The sequence below is a fragment of the Streptococcus sp. V728 genome (assembly GCF_052077995.1).
In the GTDB taxonomy this organism is placed as follows: domain Bacteria; phylum Bacillota; class Bacilli; order Lactobacillales; family Streptococcaceae; genus Streptococcus; species Streptococcus infantis_B.
This window is the reverse complement of the sequence record NZ_JBQJJH010000002.1, coordinates 465,388-487,505: the sequence shown is the minus strand read 5'-3', so window position 1 is coordinate 487,505 and position 22,118 is coordinate 465,388. Positions and strand designations below refer to the sequence as shown.

General features: G+C 38.3%; 20 protein-coding genes, 2 tRNA genes and 1 pseudogene. 19 read left to right on the top strand and 4 right to left on the bottom strand.

All coding sequences use genetic code 11. From position 1 onward, the window contains the following. The first annotated feature begins 330 nt into the window (after positions 1-330). The 17 genes and pseudogenes from ACTO1Y_RS03710 (at position 331) to ACTO1Y_RS03630 (ending at position 15,513) form a co-directional block, all read left to right on the top strand. Positions 331-1,905 carry a DEAD/DEAH box helicase gene (locus ACTO1Y_RS03710; RefSeq protein ID WP_441348397.1) on the top strand — a complete coding sequence of 525 codons (1,575 nt, stop codon included), beginning with the start codon at positions 331-333 and terminating at the stop codon, positions 1,903-1,905. 271 nt (positions 1,906-2,176) lie between these two features. Continuing rightward, positions 2,177-2,965, top strand: coding sequence for a GTP-sensing pleiotropic transcriptional regulator CodY (gene codY, locus ACTO1Y_RS03705; protein WP_441348396.1), 789 nt, complete (start codon positions 2,177-2,179; stop codon positions 2,963-2,965). Further along, entirely contained in the window at positions 2,965-3,540 is a 576-nt protein-coding gene (locus ACTO1Y_RS03700; protein WP_441348395.1) for a cysteine hydrolase family protein, read from the top strand. The genes codY and ACTO1Y_RS03700 overlap by 1 nt, the downstream gene beginning before the upstream one ends. 77 nt (positions 3,541-3,617) lie before the next feature. Then, positions 3,618-3,703, top strand: a tRNA-Leu gene (locus tag ACTO1Y_RS03695). Positions 3,704-3,837: 134 nt separating this feature from the next. Continuing rightward, positions 3,838-5,115 (top strand): ABC transporter permease, encoded by a 1,278-nt coding sequence (locus tag ACTO1Y_RS03690; RefSeq protein WP_441348394.1) that lies wholly within the window; start codon positions 3,838-3,840, stop codon positions 5,113-5,115. Between the two features lie 13 nt (positions 5,116-5,128). Continuing rightward, a complete protein-coding gene (gene vex2, locus ACTO1Y_RS03685; RefSeq protein ID WP_441348393.1) occupies positions 5,129-5,770 on the top strand; it encodes an ABC transporter ATP-binding subunit Vex2 in 642 nt (213 codons plus the stop codon). Between the two features lie 54 nt (positions 5,771-5,824). Further along, complete coding sequence (gene vex3, locus ACTO1Y_RS03680; protein ID WP_441348392.1) at positions 5,825-7,204, top strand: ABC transporter permease subunit Vex3; 1,380 nt, start codon at positions 5,825-5,827, stop codon at positions 7,202-7,204. 70 nt (positions 7,205-7,274) lie between these two features. After that, the gene (vncR, locus tag ACTO1Y_RS03675) at positions 7,275-7,931 is read left to right on the top strand and encodes a response regulator transcription factor VncR (RefSeq protein ID WP_441348391.1); all 657 of its coding nucleotides are present in this window, start codon (positions 7,275-7,277) and stop codon (positions 7,929-7,931) included. Beyond that, positions 7,928-9,259, top strand: coding sequence for a sensor histidine kinase VncS (gene vncS / locus ACTO1Y_RS03670; protein ID WP_441348390.1), 1,332 nt, complete (start codon positions 7,928-7,930; stop codon positions 9,257-9,259). The genes vncR and vncS overlap by 4 nt, the downstream gene beginning before the upstream one ends. Before the next feature lie 135 nt (positions 9,260-9,394). Then, positions 9,395-10,276: a class II fructose-bisphosphate aldolase gene (locus ACTO1Y_RS03665; RefSeq protein WP_001019005.1), complete on the top strand. Its 882-nt coding sequence runs from the start codon at positions 9,395-9,397 to the stop codon at positions 10,274-10,276. A 130-nt stretch (positions 10,277-10,406) separates the two neighbouring features. Beyond that, positions 10,407-11,339, top strand: coding sequence for an alpha/beta fold hydrolase (locus ACTO1Y_RS03660; protein WP_441348389.1), 933 nt, complete (start codon positions 10,407-10,409; stop codon positions 11,337-11,339). 50 nt (positions 11,340-11,389) lie between these two features. After that, positions 11,390-11,935 (top strand): annotated as a pseudogene (locus ACTO1Y_RS03655) (histidine phosphatase family protein). Between the two features lie 314 nt (positions 11,936-12,249). Continuing rightward, complete coding sequence (locus tag ACTO1Y_RS03650) at positions 12,250-13,242, top strand: ABC transporter ATP-binding protein (protein ID WP_441348388.1); 993 nt, start codon at positions 12,250-12,252, stop codon at positions 13,240-13,242. Position 13,243: 1 nt separating this feature from the next. After that, positions 13,244-14,062, top strand: a complete 819-nt coding sequence (locus ACTO1Y_RS03645) for an ABC transporter permease (protein WP_441348387.1) — start codon at positions 13,244-13,246, stop codon at positions 14,060-14,062. 1 nt (position 14,063) lies between these two features. Next, entirely contained in the window at positions 14,064-14,849 is a 786-nt protein-coding gene (locus ACTO1Y_RS03640) for an ABC transporter permease (protein WP_235083989.1), read from the top strand. A 101-nt stretch (positions 14,850-14,950) separates the two neighbouring features. Beyond that, a tRNA-Thr gene (locus ACTO1Y_RS03635) sits at positions 14,951-15,023 on the top strand. A gap of 175 nt (positions 15,024-15,198) precedes the next feature. Then, the gene (locus tag ACTO1Y_RS03630; RefSeq protein ID WP_441348386.1) at positions 15,199-15,513 is read left to right on the top strand and encodes a hypothetical protein; all 315 of its coding nucleotides are present in this window, start codon (positions 15,199-15,201) and stop codon (positions 15,511-15,513) included. Positions 15,514-15,668: 155 nt separating this feature from the next. On the opposite strand, the gene ACTO1Y_RS03625 is transcribed toward ACTO1Y_RS03630, so the two are convergent. The 3 genes from ACTO1Y_RS03625 to ACTO1Y_RS03615 form a co-directional block, all read right to left on the bottom strand. Continuing rightward, positions 15,669-16,400 (bottom strand): hypothetical protein, encoded by a 732-nt coding sequence (locus ACTO1Y_RS03625; protein ID WP_441348385.1) that lies wholly within the window; start codon positions 16,398-16,400, stop codon positions 15,669-15,671. Positions 16,401-16,567: 167 nt separating this feature from the next. Continuing rightward, entirely contained in the window at positions 16,568-18,238 is a 1,671-nt protein-coding gene (locus ACTO1Y_RS03620) for an N-acetylmuramoyl-L-alanine amidase (protein ID WP_441348384.1), read from the bottom strand. 118 nt (positions 18,239-18,356) lie between these two features. Beyond that, on the bottom strand, positions 18,357-18,716 hold the full coding sequence (locus tag ACTO1Y_RS03615) for a DUF3397 domain-containing protein (protein WP_025170012.1): 360 nt from the start codon (positions 18,714-18,716) through the stop codon (positions 18,357-18,359). 245 nt (positions 18,717-18,961) lie between these two features. Between ACTO1Y_RS03615 and ACTO1Y_RS03610 the strand changes: the two genes are divergently transcribed. Together ACTO1Y_RS03610 and ACTO1Y_RS03605 are read left to right on the top strand one after the other, a co-directional pair. After that, entirely contained in the window at positions 18,962-20,212 is a 1,251-nt protein-coding gene (locus ACTO1Y_RS03610; protein WP_441348383.1) for a dicarboxylate/amino acid:cation symporter, read from the top strand. Between the two features lie 14 nt (positions 20,213-20,226). Next, complete coding sequence (locus ACTO1Y_RS03605; protein WP_441348382.1) at positions 20,227-21,168, top strand: ATP-grasp domain-containing protein; 942 nt, start codon at positions 20,227-20,229, stop codon at positions 21,166-21,168. A 74-nt stretch (positions 21,169-21,242) separates the two neighbouring features. On the opposite strand, the gene ACTO1Y_RS03600 is transcribed toward ACTO1Y_RS03605, so the two are convergent. Further along, the gene (locus ACTO1Y_RS03600; RefSeq protein WP_006150571.1) at positions 21,243-22,106 is read right to left on the bottom strand and encodes a YihY/virulence factor BrkB family protein; all 864 of its coding nucleotides are present in this window, start codon (positions 22,104-22,106) and stop codon (positions 21,243-21,245) included. Positions 22,107-22,118: the final 12 nt, after the last annotated feature.

Here is a 22,118-nt window from a genome sequence, read left to right as displayed (position 1 = left end):
TCCTATTTGATTTCATTCTAGCACAAGAAAAAAACTTTTGCACAAATCTGCTACGGGAAAAAATATCCAAACAAAATAGTCTCGAGAATGCTTAGATAAATCGACTTCAAAAGATAGAAAAATCGTTTACATGATTTAATCAGGTGGTTAGACTATCTTTTGCCCCTGTCTTGTGTTATACTAGATAAGTTGCAAAAAAGCAGTACTTTTCTTTAGTGGAAAAGAAGCAACACGGTCTTTCATAAAAGGTATGAAAGTACGTCATGACAAGAAAAGTATAAACTAAGCGCTATAGGATGGCTTCGCACCATCTTTAGAAAGAAGAATAACGTGAAATTTAATGAATTTAATCTTTCTGCAGATTTGTTAGCAGAAATCGAAAAAGCAGGATTTGTAGAAGCAAGTCCTATCCAAGAGCAAACCATTCCTTTGGCTCTTGAAGGGAAAGATGTTATCGGTCAAGCACAGACTGGTACAGGAAAAACAGCAGCCTTTGGCTTGCCAACCCTTGAAAAAATTCGTACAGAAGAAGCAACTATCCAAGCTTTGGTAATTGCTCCAACTCGTGAACTTGCAGTTCAAAGCCAGGAAGAGCTTTTCCGCTTTGGTCGAAGCAAGGGTGTGAAAGTCCGTTCAGTATACGGTGGTTCAAGTATTGAAAAACAAATCAAGGCTCTTAAATCAGGGGCTCATATCGTTGTAGGAACACCAGGACGACTACTTGACCTCATTAAACGTAAGGCTCTGAAATTACATGATATTGAAACCTTGATCTTAGACGAAGCTGATGAAATGCTTAACATGGGATTCCTTGAAGACATCGAAGCAATTATCTCACGTGTCCCAGAAAAACGTCAAACTCTACTCTTTTCAGCAACTATGCCAGATGCCATCAAACGTATTGGTGTTCAGTTCATGAAAGAACCTGAGCATGTGAAGATTGTTGCCAAAGAATTAACTACAGAATTAGTAGACCAGTACTATATCCGTGTTAAAGAACAAGAAAAATTCGACACAATGACTCGTCTTATGGATGTTGATCAACCTGAGTTGTCTATTGTCTTCGGTCGTACCAAACGTCGTGTGGACGAGTTAACTCGTGGGCTTAAAATCCGTGGTTTCCGTGCAGAAGGGATTCATGGAGATTTGGACCAAAACAAACGTCTTCGTGTCCTTCGTGATTTTAAAAATGGCAATCTTGATGTCCTCGTTGCAACAGACGTAGCTGCTCGTGGTTTGGATATTTCAGGTGTGACTCATGTCTACAACTACGATATCCCACAAGACCCTGAGAGTTATGTTCACCGTATTGGTCGTACAGGACGTGCAGGTAAGTCAGGTCAGTCTATTACTTTCGTTTCACCTAATGAAATGGGTTATCTCCAAATCATTGAGAACTTAACTAAGAAACGCATGAAAGGTCTTAAGCCTGCGAGTGCAGAAGAAGCCTTCCAAGCTAAGAAGCAAGTAGCTCTTAAGAAAATTGAGCGTGATTTTGCGAATGAGGAGATTCGTAGCAACTTTGAGAAGTTTGGTAAGGATGCTCGTCAATTGGCCTCAGAATTCAGTCCTGAAGAATTGGCTATGTATATCCTCAGCTTAACTGTTCAAGACCCAGACAGTCTTCCTGAGGTTGAGATTGCACGTGAAAAACCTTTACCATTTAAACCATCTGGTGGTGGCTTTGGTGGCAAAGGCAAGGGTGGTCGAGGAGGCCGTCGTGGGGATGACCGTCGAGACCGTGATCGCCGTGGAAATGGACGTCGTGATGACTATCGTAAAGGTGGACGTTCAAAGGATCGCTTTGATAAAGAGAAGCGTTACCGCAAGGATACTAAAAAACCACGCAATACTTCAAGCGAGAAGAAAACAGGCTTTGTTATTCGTAACAAAGGAGATAAATAACAAAAAAAGCGGTTCACTGAGGTGGATCGCTTTTATATATAAGGAGACCGAGAGTCATATGAAATTAATACGAGAAGTTTGTATTTATAAATTTGTTATCTTGTAATATTATTCTATCAAAAAATCAGGAAGCTGTCAATAAGAAAATAATAAAAAATAGGAAAAATTTTCGAATACACTTGAATTGCAATTCAATAAACAATTTTCAGATAATTGTTGAAGTAGTCAGAATTTTATGATATAATGAAAGCGATTATATGCGAGGTAAAAAATGGCACATTTATTAGAAAAAACAAGAAAAATCACATCAATGTTAAAACGTTCGGAGGAGCAATTACAAGATGAGCTTCCTTATAATGCCATTACACGTCAATTAGCAGATATTATTGACTGTAACGCTTGTATTGTGAATAGCAAGGGTCGTTTGTTGGGCTACTTTATGCGCTACAAAACTAATAATGACCGAGTTGAGCAATTCTTCCAATCAAAGACTTTCCCAGAAGATTATGTGCAAGGTGCGAACATGATCTACGATACGGAGGCCAATCTTCCAGTAGAGCATGATTTGACAATTTTCCCAACTGAGAGTCGTTCTGATTTCCCAGATGGTTTGACAACAATTGCTCCAATCCATGTCTCAGGGATTCGCTTGGGTTCATTGATTATATGGCGTAATGATAAAAAGTTTGAAGATGAAGATTTAATTCTTGTTGAAATTGCCAGCACAGTAGTAGGAATTCAACTCTTGAACTTCCAACGTGAGGAAGATGAGAAAAATATTCGTCGTCGTACGGCTGTAACTATGGCGGTTAATACCCTTTCGTACTCTGAACTTAGAGCAGTATCGGCTATTCTAACTGAATTAAATGGTAATGAAGGTCAATTAACAGCTTCAGTCATTGCAGACCGTATCGGTATCACTCGTTCTGTAATTGTTAATGCCCTTCGTAAACTTGAATCGGCAGGGATTATTGAGAGTCGTTCTCTTGGTATGAAAGGAACTTATCTCAAAGTTCTCATTCCAGATATTTTTGAAGAAGTGAAAAAGAGGGACTATTAATGGCTAAGGCTTTAATTTCTATTGACTATACAGAAGATTTTGTAGCGGATCATGGGAAACTAACTGCGGGAGCTCCAGCTCAAGCAATATCTGATGATATATATGGGGTGACTCAAAAGGCTTTTGAACGTGGAGATTATATCTTTTTTACCATCGATGCTCATGAGGAAAATGATGTCTTTCATCCTGAAAGCAAACTATTCCCACCACATAATATTATTGGGACTAGTGGACGAAACTTGTATGGCAAACTAGCCGAGTTCTATCAGGAATACGCCGATGATAGTCGTGTTTTCTGGATGGATAAGCGTCACTATTCAGCATTTTCCGGGACTGATTTGGATATCCGTCTCAGAGAGCGTAAAGTGGATACTGTCATTTTGACGGGAGTTCTTACAGATATCTGTGTCTTGCATACAGCCATTGATGCTTATAATCTTGGTTATCAGATAGAAGTTGTCAAACCAGCAGTAGCATCCATTTGGCCTGAAAATCATGCCTTTGCACTTGGACATTTTAAGAATACACTTGGTGCGAAATTGGTTGATGAAAATTTGCTTGAAATTACAGAATAATACATTTCAAGATGAAAAAATCTGAAAAAAGTCTTGACAATTTTTTTCAAAGTTGATATACTAGTAAAGTAATCGACGCGGGGATGGCGGAATTGGCAGACGCGCAGGACTAAGGATCCTGTGACCGCTTTAGGTCGTGAGGGTTCAAGTCCCTCTCTCCGCATATTAGTGAGCTAGCTTTGGCTAGCTTTTTATTTTTCATTAAAAAGAGCAAAAATATTTTTGCTCTTTTTTTGGTATTTCATAAACATTTCATATTTGAATATTATAATGGTTTTACAAATATGGAGGTGCTATATGAATCCCACTCAAAGAGCTTGGGCTTACGTCAGCAGAAAACGACTGAGAAGTCTCATATTATTCTTGATTCTATTTGTCTTATTGGCTGGAATATCGGCTTGTTTGACGCTCATGAAGTCCAACAAAACAGTAGAAAATAATCTCTATCGCTCATTGAATACGTCTTTTTCTATTAAAAGAATAGAAGCAGATCAGACCTTTCAACTGTCTCAACTAGATGACCTTAAAAAGATAAAGGGTCTTGAGAAGATTTCACCTGAGCTAGAAACAATAGCCAAGTTAACTGACAAAGAAGTCGTTACTGGAGAACAAAGTATCCAAAGGGATGATTTGACAGAGGCTGAAAAAAATCTTATCAGTTTGATTGCATTAGAAGACTCTTCCAAGGATGTTTCTTTTACAAGTTCCGCCTTTACCCTTAAAGAAGGAAGACACCTAGAAAAAGGAGATAGTCAGAAAATCCTAGTCCATGAAGAATTAGCTAAGAAGAATAACTTAAAACTTGGGGATAAGATTAGTTTAAATCCTGGTCAAGTTGAAGGAAATAGTGGACAAAGGCTAGACTATGAAATCGTAGGTATTTTCTCAGGTAAGAAGCAAGAGAAATTCACTGGTCTTTCGTCAGATTTTAGTGAAAACACGGTCTATACAGACTACGAAAGTAGCCAAACTCTTCTTGGAAATAAGGAAGCTCAAGTTACTGCCGCTCGTTTCTATCTAGAAAATCCAAAAGATATGGACAGCATCATTCAAGAGGTTGAAAAGTTATCCCTAGAAACTAAAGGTTACCAAATCGAAAAGGAAAATAAGGCTTTTGAACAAATCAAGGATTCAGTTTCGACCTTCCAAACCTTCTTACAAATTTTCCTCTATGGCATTATGATTGCTGGTGTAGGAGCGCTGATCTTGGTCTTGTCACTTTGGTTACGAGAGCGAGTCTACGAGGTTGGTATTTTATTGGCACTAGGTAAGGGAAAAGTAGCAATCTTTAGCCAATTCTGCCTGGAAGTCATCATAGTTTCATTGGCATCTATTCTGCCTGCATTTGTGGCTGGGAATGCCATTACTTCCTATCTCTTGAAGACTGTACTTGCAAGCGGCGACCAAGCTACACTACAAGATACGCTAGCAAAAGCAACAAATCTCCCAACAAGTCTTCTATCATTTGGAGAATCTTATATCTTCCTACTTATAATCAGCTGCTTGTCAGTTGCACTTTGTTTCCTATTTTTATTTAGAAAATCACCGAAAGAAATTTTATCATCCATCAGTTAATAAAGGAGAAATCATGACTTTACTACAATTACAAGATCTTACTTATCGTTATAAAAACACTGCAGAAGCAGTCTTATATAAAATCAATTACGATTTTGAACCTGGAAAATTCTATAGTATCATTGGAGAATCAGGGGCAGGGAAATCTACGCTCTTGTCCCTATTGGCAGGACTTGATAGCCCAGTCGAAGGAGCAATCTTATTCGAAGGTAAGGACATTCGTGAACAAGGTTATTCTTATCACCGTATGCACCATATCTCACTAGTTTTCCAAAACTATAACTTGATTGATTATCTTTCTCCATTAGAAAATATCCGCTTGGTTAATAAGAAGGCTAGTAAGGATACGCTTCTTGAACTTGGTTTAGATGAAAGTCAGATCAAGCGGAATGTTCTCCAATTATCAGGTGGGCAGCAACAACGTGTAGCCATTGCTCGTAGCCTTGTATCTGAAGCACCAGTGATTTTAGCGGATGAACCAACAGGAAACTTGGATCCTAAGACTGCTGGAGATATCATCGATTTGCTCAAATCTCTCGCTGAGAAAACAGGCAAGTGTGTAATCGTTGTGACCCACAGTAAGGAAGTGGCACAGGCGTCAGATATTACACTTGAATTGAAGGATAAGAAACTGACTGAAACAAGAAAAAAATAGTAACTAAAACTTTTAAACATATTAAAAACGGAAGTAAATCTAGAAAGGAATCTTATGTTACACAACGCATTTGCCTACGTCACAAGAAAATTTTTCAAGTCTATTGTGATCTTTCTTATCATTCTCTTGATGGCTAGTTTGAGTTTAGTCGGCTTGTCTATCAAGGGAGCAACAGCCAAGGCTTCTCAAGAAACCTTTAAAAATATCACCAATAGTTTCTCCATGCAAATCAACCGTAGGGTCAACCAAGGAACTCCACGTGGTGCTGGGAATATCAAGGGTGAAGATATCAAAAAAATTACCGAGAATAAGGCTATTGAATCCTACATCAAACGGATTAATGCTATCGGTGATTTGACAGGCTATGAACTGATTGAAACGCCTGAAACTAAGAAAAATCTAACTGCAGATCGAGCTCAACGTTTTGGAAGTAGCTTGATGATAACAGGAGTTAATGATTCGGCTAAAGAAGACAAGTTTGTGTCAGGCTCTTACAAACTGGTCGAAGGAGAACATTTAACAAACGATGACAAATACCAGATTCTCATGCACAAAGACTTGGCTGCTAAACATAGCTGGAAGGTAGGAGATAAGGTCAAACTGAACTCCAATATTTACGATGCAGATAATGAAAAAGGAGCCAAGGAAACAGTAGAAGTAACGATCAAAGGACTTTTTGATGGACACAACAAATCTGCTGTAACCTACTCACAAGAACTTTATGAGAATACAGCTATCACAGATATTCACACAGCTGCCCAGCTCTATGGTTATACAGAAGATACAGCGATTTATGGCGATGCTACCTTCTTTGTGGCTGGGGATAAGAACCTAGATACTGTTATGCAAGAATTAGGGTCGATCAATGGTATCAACTGGAAGATGTATAGCTTGATTAAGAGTTCATCTAACTATCCTGCCCTCGAACAATCTATCTCAGGTATGTACAAGATGGCTAATCTTCTCTTCTGGGGTAGCTTGAGCTTCTCTGCTCTTCTACTGGCTCTCTTACTTACACTATGGATTAACGCTCGTCGTAAAGAGGTTGGAATTCTCCTTTCAATTGGTCTTAAACAAGCAAGTATTCTAGGTCAATTTATCACAGAAGCAGTTATGATTGCTATTCCAGCACTAATTTCAGCTTATTTCCTAGCCAACTATACTGCTCGTACTATTGGAAATACAGTGCTTGCAAATGTCACATCAGATGTGGCTAAGCAAGCTAGTAAGGCAGCACAAGCCTCTAATCTTGGTGGTGGTGCAGAAGTTGATGGCTTTAGCAAGACACTTTCAAGTCTGGATATATCCATTCAACCTTCTGACTTTGCTATCATCTTTGTACTTGGTTTAGTTCTTGTAGTATTAGTTATGGCACTTGCTTCAAGCAATCTCCTCTTTAAACAACCAAAAGAACTCTTGTTGGATAGTGAATAAAAAACATGCTACCTATTCTCATTCAAATGAGATATAATATAGGTAGCATTTTTGATAGAAAAGGATTTATATGAAAATTCTAATTGTAGAAGATGAAGACATGATCCGTGAGGGAATTAGTGATTATTTGACGGATTGTGGCTACGAAACCCTTCAGGCAGCAGATGGCCTTGAGGCCTTAGAACAATTTTCCAATCACCAAGTTGCCTTGGTTCTCTTAGATATTCAAATGCCGAAACTCAATGGTTTAGAGGTTTTGTCAGAAATCCGTAAAAGCAGTCAAGTTCCGGTCTTGATGTTGACAGCCTTTCAGGACGAAGAATATAAGATGAGTGCCTTTGCTGCATTAGCAGATGGATATTTGGAAAAGCCTTTTTCTCTATCTTTGTTAAAAGTACGAGTGGATGCCATCTTTAAACGTTATTATGATACCGGTCGTATTTTTACCTATAGGGACACCCAGGTAGACTTTGACAGTTATAGCGCTAAAGTAGCAGGTCAAGAAGTTGCAGTGAATGCAAAAGAACTAGAAATTTTAGACTATCTGGTTAAAAATGAAGGTCGAGCCTTAACACGGTCGCAGATTATCGATGCTGTATGGAAGATGACAGATGAGGTTCCTTTTGACAGAGTGATCGATGTCTATATCAAGGAATTACGGAAAAAATTGGATTTAGACTGTATTCTTACCGTGCGCAATGTTGGTTATAAATTGGAGAGAAAATGAGACGTTCAGGTTTATTTAAAAAGATTTTTATCTATACCTTCTCGGTATTTTCTACCTTGGTCATTTGTTTGCATTTGGCTATCTATTTCCTCTTTCCTCCGACCTATCTCAGTCATCGTCAGGAAAGCATCGGGCAAAAGGCTACAGAAATTGCCCAGTCCCTCCAAGGCAAAGACAGTCAAGCTATTCAGGAAGTCCTGGAACTTTATTCTAAAAGCAGTGATATTAAGGGATCCATCAAGGGTGAAATGACTCAGGATAAGTTAGAAGTCAAGGACAATCTTCCAATTGATAGAGATCGACAGACGGCTTCCTTGGTCATTGAGGAAAGAGAGGTCCAATCTAAGGATGATCAGACCTTGACCATACAGTTTATTGCTTCTATGGATTTGCAGAAAGAAGCAGAAGATATGAGTCTGCAATTCCTACCCTATACTCTGTTAGCTTCTTTTCTGATTTCACTCCTGATTGCATATATCTATGCCAGAACTATCGTAGCTCCGATATTGGAAATCAAGAGAGTAACTCGAAGGATGATGGACTTGGATGAAGAAGTGAGATTGCGCGTGGATTCCAAGGATGAGATTGGGGATCTCAAGGAGCAAATCAATAGTCTCTATCAGCATCTCTTGACCGTCATTGCGGACTTGCATGAGAAAAATGAATCCATCCTCCAGTTAGAAAAGATGAAGGTTGAGTTTTTGCGAGGAGCTTCCCATGAACTGAAAACACCTCTTGCTAGTCTGAAAATCCTTTTGGAAAACATGCAAGCAAACATAGGTCGCTATAAAGATCGCGACTATTACCTGGGTGTTTCTTTGGGGATCGTGGATGATTTAAGCCACCATGTCCAGCAGATTTTATCCCTTTCTTCGGTGCAAGAATTACGAGATAAGAAGGAGCAAATCAACCTTCTGGATATGACCAATCTCCTATTGATGGATTATGACTTGTTAGCCAAGGAGAGAGAAATCTCTATTGAGAATCAGTTGACTAACCAGAAGGTTTATCTAAATCCTTCGGTACTCAAGCTGATTCTTTCAAATCTTATCAGTAATGCGGTGAAGCATTCTATCCAAGGTGGCTATCTAAAAATTGGGACAGAAGATGACTGGTTTTTTATTGAAAATACCTGTACAACAGAAGAGCAAGATAAGTTTGAACAATCCTTTACAACTTCTAGTCGCCAAAGTAAGGGAGCTGGTTTGGGACTATTTGTGGTCAAGAGTTTATTAGAGAACGAAGAAATTGACTATTATTTTGAAAGAGATAAGAATCACTTAGTATTTTTCATGAAGCTACCACAGGTCAATCCGGAAAGTGATTAAGAAAGGGTTTACATCAATCTGATTGGAAGAAATTCAATCTAAAGTATGGGAAAAACTAGATTTTTTTATCAAAAAGTGATAAAATGAACAATGTAAATGGGATATCCCATAAAAATATACAGGAGGCCTGATAAAATGGCAATCGTTTCAGCAGAAAAATTTGTCCAAGCAGCTCGTGACAACGGTTATGCAGTTGGTGGATTTAACACAAACAACCTTGAGTGGACTCAAGCTATCTTGCGCGCAGCAGAAGCTAAAAAAGCTCCAGTTTTGATCCAAACTTCAATGGGTGCTGCTAAATACATGGGTGGTTACAAAGTTGCTCGCAACTTGATCGCTAACCTTGTAGAATCAATGGGTATCACTGTACCAGTAGCTATCCACCTTGACCACGGTCACTACGAAGATGCACTTGAGTGTATTCAAGTTGGTTATACTTCAGTAATGTTTGACGGTTCACACCTTCCAGTTGAAGAAAACCTTGAAAAAGCTCGTAAAGTTGTAGAATTTGCTCACGCAAATGGTGTATCAGTAGAAGCTGAAGTTGGAACTATCGGTGGTGAAGAAGACGGAATCATCGGTGATGGCGAATTGGCTCCAATCGAAGACGCTAAAGCAATGGTTGCAACTGGTATCGACTTCTTGGCAGCTGGTATCGGTAACATCCACGGTCCTTACCCTGCAAACTGGAAAGGTCTTCACCTTGACCACTTGCAAAAATTGACTGAAGCTGTACCAGGATTCCCAATCGTATTGCACGGTGGATCAGGTATTCCTGATGACCAAATCCAAGCAGCTATCAAACTTGGTGTTGCTAAAGTTAACGTTAACACTGAATGCCAAATCGCATTCGCTAACGCAACTCGTAAATTTGCTCGTGACTACGAAGCAAACGAAGCAGAATACGACAAGAAAAAACTCTTCGACCCACGTAAATTCTTGGCTGACGGTGTAAAAGCTATCCAAGCATCAGTTGAAGAACGTATCGACGTATTCGGTTCAGAAGGTAAAGCTTAATCTAGCTGAACCATACAAAATGAAACCCGCCTGTGAAGGTGGGTTTTTTGTTTCTGGATATATACAGATTATATTGGAAAATTCTTTAACTTAAGTTGCTAAAAGACTCTAATTTTTGTACAATAATGCTATGAAAAAACTGAAAAAATGGAGTCTTGGCTTTCTTAGTTTTATTCTTTTGTTTTTAGGGACAACATTTATCTTTCACCGTATCAGTTTAGAAAAGGAACAAGCCTCGCTAACACCTGTGGGACAACAAGTTCTTGTCAATGGACACCAAATGAATGTTTACGTTGAGGGGGATGGTCCTGAAACTATAGTAATTCTCTCAGGTGCTGGAATTGCTTCTCCAATCTTGGACTTTAAGAATGTGTCGGATTCCTTATCAAAAAAATATAAGGTAGTCATCGTGGAGCGAGCTGGCTATGGTTATAGTGATGATAGCAATCAATCAAGAGATGTGATGGAGGTTTTGTCTGAGACACGTCAAGCTCTATCACAAGCAAATATAACAGGACCTTTTATCATTCTGTCTCATTCAATGGCTAGTCTTGAGAGTCTGGCTTGGCAGGAGAAGTATCCTAATGAAGTGAAAGCCTTGGTTGGTCTAGATTGGGCATTGCCATCAAGTTATGAGGATTTAAAGGATAATCAGGCCTTGCTTACTGTGGCTTATTGGAGCAGTAAGATTGGCTTATTACGCTATTTCCCTGAGTCCTTTTATATAAAAAATCCAACTCTGACCGAAAATGAACGACAACAATATAAATTACTAGCCTATAAGCAGTTAATCTCACAAGCCATGCTTCATGAATCCCATTTGGTAAAGGAAAATGCCAAGAAAGTTCCTTCTAGCATCAATCCTAAAATTCCTACCTTACTCATGGTTTCTAATGGTAAAGGCACGACTTTTAGCAAGTCAGAATGGTATCATTATGCAGAGACATTTGCAAGCGACCAGTCTAATGTTCAAGTCATCTATATGGATGCGCCTCACGAACTTTATCATTATCAAAGTCATGAAATAGTTTCTCGAATTGAAGAATTTTTAGAGAATAATTGAGCGCTTAAAAATCCATTGAGACTGATGACAATAATTGAAAGGAATGACTTATGAATAATTCTTATATTTTACTTAGACATGCTCATTCAAGATTTTCAAGTGATGATTTTAATAGAACTTTGTCAGAAAAAGGATTTTCATCTCTTGATCAGTTAGAGTTTTTGAATTCTTTTAATATTGATTATTATTTTTCTAGTCCTTATAAACGAGCATTTGAAACGATTAATAGCTCGCCAATTCAATTTGATAAAATAGTTCTTGATAATCGGTTACGAGAGCGAAAATTATCTTCAACCTTTATAAAAGATTCTGAGTTTGAAGACAGTATTAAATATTGATGGCAAAATCCCAGTGAATCTCTTTCAGAAGGGGAATCAAATCAAGGTGCACTAGCTAGAGTACTAAATTTTTTAATGGAATTGGAAGAGAGATACTCAGAAAAAACGATTTTACTTAGTTCACACGGGAATTTGATAGGAATACTACTACATCATTTTGATTCCAGTTTTGATTATGAAAAGTGGGAGCAGATGACCTTTCCAGATTGTTTTCTAATTGATAGAAATGGGATTGTGAAAAGAATTATGAAAGATTAGTTCTTTGATTAAATAGTGATTCATATTGATCAAAATAGTTTGCCTTTTTACAATTCGTAGCCTGCCCCTAATGGCAGGTTTTTTGGTGTTTTAAGGAACTATTAAACCAGAATTTCTGACTCAAAAGCACTATTTTAAGAGAGAAATATCTAATTTCATAATCTATAAGCAAACGCTTGCATTCCTTTTTTTATTGGATTATAATAGGTTGGTATAAATCCTTCTGTAATAATATTGAGAAGGTGTAGAAAGTAAGGGTTTAGAATATTTGTCGTCAAAAATACAAAGTTGTTTCTTACTAAAGGGAGAGATATATGGCAATGATAGAAGTGGAACATCTTCAGAAAAATTTTGTGAAGACAGTAAAGGAGCCAGGTTTGAAGGGGGCTTTGCGTTCCTTTATTCATCCTGAAAAGCAGACCTTTGAAGCGGTCAAGGATTTAACCTTTGAAGTTCCAAAAGGACAGATTTTAGGATTTATCGGGGCAAATGGTGCTGGGAAGTCAACCACCATCAAAATGCTGACAGGGATTTTAAAACCGACATCTGGTTTTTGTCGGATTAACGGCAAGATTCCCCAGGATAATCGCCAAGATTATGTCAAGGATATTGGAGTCGTTTTCGGACAACGCACCCAGCTATGGTGGGATTTGGCACTGCAAGAGACCTACACGGTTTTGAAAGAAATCTATGATGTACCGGACTCGCTTTTCCATAAGCGCATGGACTTTTTGAATGAAGTTTTGGATTTGAAGGAATTTTTCAAGGATCCTGTGCGGACTCTTTCTCTAGGTCAACGGATGCGGGCGGATATTGCGGCTTCCTTGCTTCACAATCCCAAAGTTCTCTTTTTAGATGAACCGACTATTGGTTTGGATGTGTCGGTCAAGGACAACATTCGTCGGGCCATTACCCAGATTAATCAGGAGGAAGAGACAACTATTCTCTTGACTACTCATGATTTGAGTGATATTGAGCAACTCTGTGATCGGATTTTTATGATTGATAAGGGGCAAGAGATTTTTGATGGAACGGTTAGCCAGCTCAAGGAGACCTTTGGAAAGATGAAGACTCTCTCCTTTGACCTGACGCCAGGTCAAAATCATCTAGTCTCTCATTATGAGGGCTTGCCTGATATGTCCATTGATAGACAAGGAAATACTCTCAATATTGAATTCGATAGTTCTCGCTACCAGTCGGCCGATATTATCAAGCAAACCTTATCTGATTTTGAGGTCCGTGATTTGAAGATGGTAGATACGGATATTGAAGATATTATCCGTCGCTTCTATCGAAAGGAGCTCTAAGATGGTCAAATTGTGGAGACGTTATAAACCCTTTATCAATGCAGGGATTCAGGAGTTGATTAGCTATCGAGTCAACTTTATTCTTTATCGGATTGGCGATGTCATGGGTGCTTTTGTGGCTTTTTATCTATGGAAGGCTGTCTTTGATTCCTCCCAGGAGCCTTTGATTCAGGGCTTCAGTATGGCGGATATCACCCTCTACATCATCATGAGTTTTGTGACTAATCTTCTGACTAGGTCGGATTCTTCCTTTATGATTGGTGATGAGGTCAAGGATGGTTCCATTATCATGCGCTTGTTGCGACCAGTGCATTTTGCGGCTTCTTACCTCTTTACGGAGCTTGGTTCCAAGTGGTTGATTTTTATCTCTGTTGCACTGCCATTTTTAAGTGTCATTGTTTTGATGAAAATCTTATCTGGGCAAGGGATTGTAGAAGTGCTGGGACTAACTACCCTTTATCTTTTTAGCTTAACGCTGGCCTATCTGATTAACTTTTTCTTTAATATCTGCTTTGGATTTTCAGCCTTTGTATTTAAAAATCTTTGGGGTTCCAACCTACTTAAGACTTCCATAGTGGCCTTTATGTCTGGGAGTTTGATTCCCTTGGCTTTCTTTCCAAAGGTCATTTCAGATATTCTGTCCTTCTTACCTTTCTCATCCTTGATTTACACTCCGGTCATGATTATTGTTGGGAAATACGATGCTAGTCAGATTCTTCAAGCACTTTTGCTTCAGCTTTTCTGGCTTATAGTGATGGTGGGCTTGTCTCAGTTGATTTGGAAACGAGTCCAGTCATTTATCACCATTCAGGGAGGATAGTATGAAAAAATATCAACGCATGCATCTGATTTTTATCAGACAGTACATCAAGCAAATCATGGAATACAAGGTAGATTTTGTGGTTGGTGTGTTGGGAGTCTTTCTGACTCAAGGCCTGAACCTCTTGTTTCTTAATGTACTCTTTCAACACATCCCCTCGCTAGAAGGTTGGACCTTTCAAGAGATTGCCTTTATCTATGGATTTTCCTTAATTCCAAAGGGATTAGATCATCTCTTTTTTGACAATCTCTGGGCTTTAGGTCAACGACTAGTTCGAAAAGGGGAGTTTGACAAGTATCTGACTCGTCCTATCAATCCTCTCTTTCACATCCTCGTTGAGACCTTTCAGATTGATGCCTTGGGTGAACTTTTGGTCGGTGGAATTTTACTAGCGACAACGGCGACTAGCATTGCTTGGACTCTTCCAAAATTCCTGATTTTTCTAGTTTGTATTCCTTTTGCGACCTTGATTTATACTTCCTTGAAAATTGCAACAGCCAGCATCGCTTTTTGGACCAAGCAGTCAGGTGCCATGATTTACATTTTCTATATGTTTAATGATTTTGCCAAGTACCCGATTTCCATTTACAATTCGCTCCTTCGTTGGTTGATCAGTTTTATCGTGCCTTTTGCCTTTACGGCCTACTATCCTGCCAGCTATTTCTTGCAGGGCAAGGATGGACTTTTTAATATTGGTGGTTTGATTCTGATTTCCCTTGTCTTCTTTATCATTTCTTTGAAACTCTGGGACAGGGGCTTGGATGCCTACGAAAGTGCGGGTTCGTAAAAGGAAGAAACTTAAAGTCTCGTCTTAGGACAGGCTTTTTTTTTAATGGAGATAAAATTCCTTGACATCCTTCCTTATAGTGCTATACTATAAGGGTAATCGCCGATTTAGCTCAGTTGGTAGAGCAACGCACTCGTAACGCGTAGGTCACAGGTTCAAGCCCTGCAATCGGCAGTGTGAAAGAAGTCCTCTTGGACTTCTTTTTTTCTTTTAATAAGATTTTGACCACATAGTCTATCATGACTACCACATAGACAAAAGTTGTTGTTTGAGTTTTTTATTTCTGTTATAGTAGTAGCTGTCAAAGGGAGATAAAACTTCCTAACAAATTAGAAAATGAGGTAATATTATGAAAAAAGTATTAGGGATCGGATTTTTAGTTATTGCAGTAGCGGTCTTGTATTTTGGTTTTGTTGGATGGCTAAGTTTGGATGTCAACATCTGGGCCCTCTTTCCAGTAGGTCTATTTCTATTCTTTACACTTGAAAATCTAGTGAAAAAAGATTACAAGGCTAGTCTCATGTGCCTGATCATTGCTTTTATCATTGCAAATGCTATTCTGGATATCTTACCACTTTCAAGTGGTTTGGTTATCGGTGCTGGAGTGCTGGCTTGCGTGGGAATTGGATTTCTCTTTCCAGATAAAAATATGAAAGTAAAGTAATTTAAAGTACATAAAAAAATAATAACGCTAAAGTATACACAGAAAGATAAATATATAAATTTTATTTCTGGAAAAAGAAAAAGGAGAAAATCAAATATGATTTTCTCCTATAATTAACTTGTTAAAAATTAACTAGAATAGGTAAATTACTAAGATTATTTATTGAATCCTGCACCAAAGCGAGTGTTGTTACCAAACTCACGAGTTGCATCATTCAAAGGTTTTCCGTCAGTACCTGCAACTGGTTTAGCTGGATAGGTTTCAGCACCTGATACACTGTAAGCTTTGTCATATTGTTTTGAAACAGCATAACCAAAACGGTTGTTGTGGTTATTTGCAGCACCTGCTTCTGTAACAATTTCTGTAGTTGGACGTGTTACACCTGGAATTGCTTTTGGATCTGGAGTAGCTGGTTTAGCTGGAGCTGGAGTAGCTGGTTTAGCTGGAGCTGGAGTAGCTGGTTTAGCTGGAGCTGGAGTAGCTGGTTTAGCTGGAGCTGGAGTAGCTGGTTTAGCTGGAGTAGCTGGTTTAGCTGGTTTAGCTGGAGCTGGAGTAGCTGGTTTAGCTGATTTAGCAGCGTTAAATCCTGCACCAAAACGAGTGTTGTGTCCAAACTCACGAGTTGAATCATCCAATGGTTTGCCATCAGTACCTGCAACTGGCTTAGCTGGATAAGTCTTAGCACCTGCAAAACTGAAAGCTTTCTTGTTTAATGGAGAAACTGCGAAACCAAAACGGTTGTTATGGTTATTAGCAGCATTTGCCTTTGTAACTGTCCCAGCAGTTGAAGCAGTTACTCCTGGGATAGAAGGAACTTCAGTAGCTGCATAAGAAACGCTAGCGATTGCTGACAATGCTAATGCACTTGTTAATAAAACTTTTTTCATTGTTTTATCTCCTCTTTAATTTTTCATTTTATTTCTAAGGCGAACCTTATTATTTTAATTGTATCATATATGTATATATTGTCAAGTATTTATAATTTTTAAAAACAAATTTTTTCATTCAAAATTCTTAAGCAAAAAAAGTCTCGAGTTTTCTCGAGACTTTTACTTTATTTACCTGCGTAATATTTTTGAATACCTTTGACAATCCCAGCAACCAATCTATTTTGGTAGGCATCGCTACGAATTTGTTGGTTTTCATTGAAATTGTCAATATAACCAAGCTCCAATAGAACGGCTGGTTTATCTGTTTCTCGAAGGACAGCAAAGCTGCTTTGGAGGAGGCCAGCATCCTTAGCGCCAGTTTCAGCTAGGAGTGAAGAGTGGATATCAGCAGCAAGGCGATTGCTTTCACTGATACGATCAGGGTGATTATGCCAGTATGAATTAATCCGAGAAGGATAGCCAGCAGCTTCTTCGTAAGAATAAGTCTGAATACCAGAACGGTTAGAAGCAGGGCTTCCGCTAGCATTGAAGTGGATGCTAATGAAGATATCGGAGTTCGTGTTGTTGGCTATTTTTGAACGTTCGGTGACAAAGTCGACATAGACATCACTATCTCTCGAAGAAAGAACTGTATAACCAAGACCTTGGAGTTCCTTGCGTAGTTTTTGATAAACTTGCATGGTGAGGTCTTTTTCATTAGTGTTATAATAAACAGCACCTGGATCTTTACCACCGTGTCCTGGATCTATGAAAACGGTATATGTGTATTTTCCTTTTTCAAATCCACGACTTACTGGCACTTCACCAATCCATTTTCCATTACTTTGGAACTGATGTGCTTTTCCATCGATTTTACGAGTTCCTGTGACATAGACCCCGCTATCTTCCAGGTAATACCAAGCATTATAGTAGTTATCAAAAATCCATTCATTCTTAGCCATGTAACCACCGGCCTTGAGGTAGTATGAGCCAATCCATTCACGCGCTGCATAAGTACCACCTGATTTCAAATAGAACCAACTATTGTAGTTTTTATCGAAAATCCATTCTTTTTCAGCCATGGCACCGCTAGATTTTAGGTAGAAGCTACCTTGCCATTGGTTGCTTCCCATTGTGGCATCTTTGTTAAAGTAGTACCAGATACCACCAATTTTATCCCACTTATTTTTGATTAATCTACCAGAAGCTTGAGCATAGTACCATTGTCCATCTTGTTTGACCCAAGCCCTCTCAGCCATAGCCCCACTATTGGTAAAGAGATAATCATCAAAAATGGTGTTGCTGAGCATGATACCGTCTTTATCAAAGTAGTACCATACACCGCCAATCTTTTTCCAATCTTGTTTAACGATTTTTCCAGATGGATTAGCATAATACCAGTTATCTTTGATTTTAGCCCAGCCACTATCGACCATAGCCCCGCTACTAGTCAAGATGTACCCATCATAGATTGTATCGCTGAGCATGATACCATCCTTATTGAAGTAGTACCATTTTCCGTTAATTTTTTTCCAATTTAAAGCAGGTTTATGAGCTTCATAGAAGCGCCAGATGTTTTCTTCAAAGACCCAACCTTCTTTTTTGACTTCTGGAGCCTTGCTTTCTTCTTTCTTAGCTGGACTAGTACTTGGGTTTGTTGTAGAAGTTGTCGGTATGCTTGAACTTGCTTCAGTAGAAGGAACTGGTTCCTTTGTTTCAACCTTGTTAGCTGTTGTAGTTTGTTGCGTCGTCTCTGCTGAAGTAGTTTGTGCTTGATTTTCTTCAGCTAAAGCTGAGCTTGTTGCGAATCCTAGATAAGTAAGCGTGATGGCACTTGCCAAGAGCGTTTTTTTCACTTGTTTCATCTCCTATTTATTTTTTAATAATCTTTTTTTGAAATGTCATTAGAAAAGCACCTCAAATGGAACGTTGGGTTGCCAACTTTGTTGAGGTGCTGGCAAAATTTGTTGCCATTTATTTCATCATGAAGATTTGAACAATCATGATGATGTAGATGAGCAATGTAAGTAGAAATCCAGCTCTCCAAAAGAATTTCAGGAATTTTGGATAATAAAAACTACGTTTTTTGCTCAAGAAGAAAAAGGCTAGAATGATAGCTAGTAAGGATAATGCTGCTCCCAAAACGGGAAGTTGATTGTGTGTAAAAACCTTAGCACTGATAAAATAATATTCAAAAATTAGAAAAGGAAAAGCCAAATCAGCAAAGTTAATGCCTCTTTTCTTTAACTTAAAGAATCTGCTCAGAATAATTGCTAGAGCCAAGGTTAATACCAAAAGCAAGACGGAAGCGAGTTTCATTAAAATCATAACAATATTGTATCATAAAACTTGAATAATAGAAAAGCATATTCTTTGATTTAACAGTGTTTTTCTAAAAATTTTTGTTTAGAAATTGATTTTTTATACTTTATACAAATTCAGTGTATGTTGGATACAAAAAAGGTAATAGTTAGAGTCTTCAATATATATCTTTTTTATGGTGACCATAGAAAATATATATTAGTCAGAAAGCAAGAATAGTAGTAGAATGAGTAGCAAATAAAACAAAGGAGTTTATTATGAAATTAGTTACGTTATGGTCAAAACTCTCACTAGGAATCCAATTATTGGTGGCTTTGGTCTTGGGTGTGATTGCCGCAGTCATCTGGCCACAGTTTGCAGGATTTTATCAATTTTTAGGTCAAGCCTTTATTAAATTGATCAATATGGTTATCATTCCACTAATCTTCCCGACTATCGTTGTTGCAGTAGCCGGCGTTATCGGGAAAAAATCTTTCGGGAAAATCTTGACCAAGAGCTTGGTTTACTTTTTCGCAGTAACAACTGCTATTACCCTATTGTTTGTATTTGCTAGTTATTATTTGGGATTTGGACAAGGTGTGAACATTGGTCAAACTGGTGGAAACCTTGATGGAATTGCCAATAATGTAAAATTTAGCGAATTTCTCCTTGGTTTTATTCCGTCAAATATCGTCAAATCTCTTTCAGATGGTGCTCTATTGCCGATTATCGTTTTCGCTATCTTTCTTGGTTATGGAATTGGTAACCTTAAGTCTGAGAAATCTCAGAAAATTATCGAAGGTTTCCAAATCTGGATTGAAGCCATCTACAAGATTGTTGCAGTGATTGTTAAACTATCACCGATTGGAATTTTTGGATTTATCGCAAAAGATGTTGCAACGACTGGTGTTGACAAATTGATTGGACTTGGTCAATTTGTAATCGGAACTTATTTGGCTTATGCAGTTTTGGTTCTGCTTATTTTCCCTTTGATTGCTGTCTTCTTTAAAGTACCGTATTTGTCAGCCTTTCGTGAAAATTGGAGTCTCTTGACACTGGCTTTTGTTACGGGTAGTTCTAGTGTTGTCTTGCCTTCCCTTCTTAAAGATTTGAAAAAACAAGGGCATGACGAGCACACGATTGATTTAGTTGTTCCTTTAGGATATACTTTTAACTTAGAAGGAGCAGCGGTTTACTTCTCAGTAGCGACAATCTTTATCGCCCATGCCTATGGCATTCAATTTTCATTATCAAGTCTCTTGTTTACTGTTTTACTCTTGACCTTGATTGGAAAAACTGCAGCAACCGTGCCATCAGGAGCTATCGTGGTTCTACTAGCTGCAGCACCTCAGTTAGGCTTGCCAGTAGAAGGAGTAGCCTTGATTTTTGCAGTTGATTTCTTTGTCAATGCTGGCCGTACTATGATCAATGTTTTGGGTCAAATCTTAACAGTTAGCGTTATCGAAAAAACAGAAGGATATATTTTAGAAGAAGAAAAGGAAAGCCAATTATCAGTCAGCTTTTCTTAAGGAGTTTATAAGTAATGAGTGAAGCAAAAGTTTATGTAATTCATGAGAATCTTGAATGGACCCAACATTTGGTCAAATGGTTGGAAGAATTAGAAGTTCCATATGAACTGTGGGATTTGTCTAGTGGAATTTTGGATCTGCAAAGTCCACCGCCACAGGGTATCTTCTACAATCGTATGTCTGCGTCTTCTCACACAAGAGGACATCGCTATGCGCCAGAATTTACAGAGCAGGTGATTACTTGGTTAGAAGCACACGGACGCAAGGTTGTGAATGGAACTGGGGCTATCAACCTAGAAATCAGTAAAGTCAAACAATATTTGAAGTTAAACGAGTCTGGTATTGAGACTCCTGCGACAGTTGCAGTTTTAGGTCAAGAAAATATTATTGAAGCAGCCAGAAAATTGAACATCTATCCATTGATTACCAAGCACAATCGAGCAGGTAAGGGGTTAGGCGTTCAACTCTTCCAAAATGAAGAAGAATTGGAAGCTTATGTCAATAGTCCTCTCTTTGAACCATCAGTGGATGGGATTACCTTGTTACAAGCCTACATCAAACCAAGTGATGGACGCATTCGCCGTTCAGAGTTTATCAACCAAAAGTTCCTTTATACTGTTTCAATCGATTCTTCAGATGGTTTCCAACTGTGTCCAGCAGATGGTTGTCAAATTGGCAAGAGACCAGAAGAACTAGAAACGTCTGAAAAATTCCAGATTACAGAACCTCTACCAGATTCTCGAAGAGAAGCTTATGAAAATTTTCTTAAGAATGCTCAGATTGAAGTTGCTGCTATTGAATGGGTTCAGTCAGAGAATGGTGATATTTATGTTTATGATGTAAATACCAACACAAACTACAATCCTACCGCAGAAAAAAATGCCAATATTTTTGCTCACCAACATTTGGCTCAATATCTAAAAACAGAATTGCAAGCCCTAACGAGTGGACAATAAAGTACTAAAGAAAATCCCCCAGTATCAATGACTGGGGGATTTATACGTTTTCGTTACATACAAGTAGATGAGAATTATTGATTGACCTTGAAGTCTGGATCTTTAAGACTTTGGACACTCGCATTAATCACAGCACCGACAATCAATAACTTGGCAATGATAATGAACCAAAACATCATGACAACAACAATGATGGAACTGAAAAAGCGAACATCAACGAGATAGTTGACATAGTTATTGAAATAAGCTGAAAAGATAGTTAACAATGAAATAAGAGTGACGAATACGAATAGACTTCCAGGAAGTACGAAGCGAATACGACCGATTTTCACGTTTGGAAGTAAGTAATAAATCATGATGAGGATTGCAAAGAGGAATACATAAACTAAAGGCCCTGTAAAATTTTGTAAGTAACTAAATAGGGAACTCTCAGATTTCCAGTAGTTCTTAAGAAAGTCTAGTAACATATGACCAAACATACTAAAGAAGAGAATGATGGCAAAGAGAATCTGTAGACCCAAACTTACCAGGATACTCATCAGTTGATGAGAAATAAGACCTCTGTTCTTAGCGATTCCATAAGCTTTGTTAAAAGCCTTTTGGAGGAAATTCATGGATTTTGAGAAGGTCCAAAGGGCTGATATCACCGCAAAACTCAAGAGTCCAGCAGATGGTTGTGTCAGTACTTCGCGGGCAATCTTTGCTACTACGTCATAGATTGTATCTGGTAAAAATTCCTTCAGTGAAATCAGAAAATCAGAGATTGGAATCTGAAAATAGGGAAGGATATTGACCACTATCATGAGAAGTGGAAAGATTGAAATCAACCAATAATAGGCCACAGCTACACTGGTTAATTCAATATCTGAAACACGATAGTAGTGTAAAAAAGCTTTCAATAAGGGCCTATTAGTTAGTTGTTTCCACAACTCTTTCATTGCATAATCCTC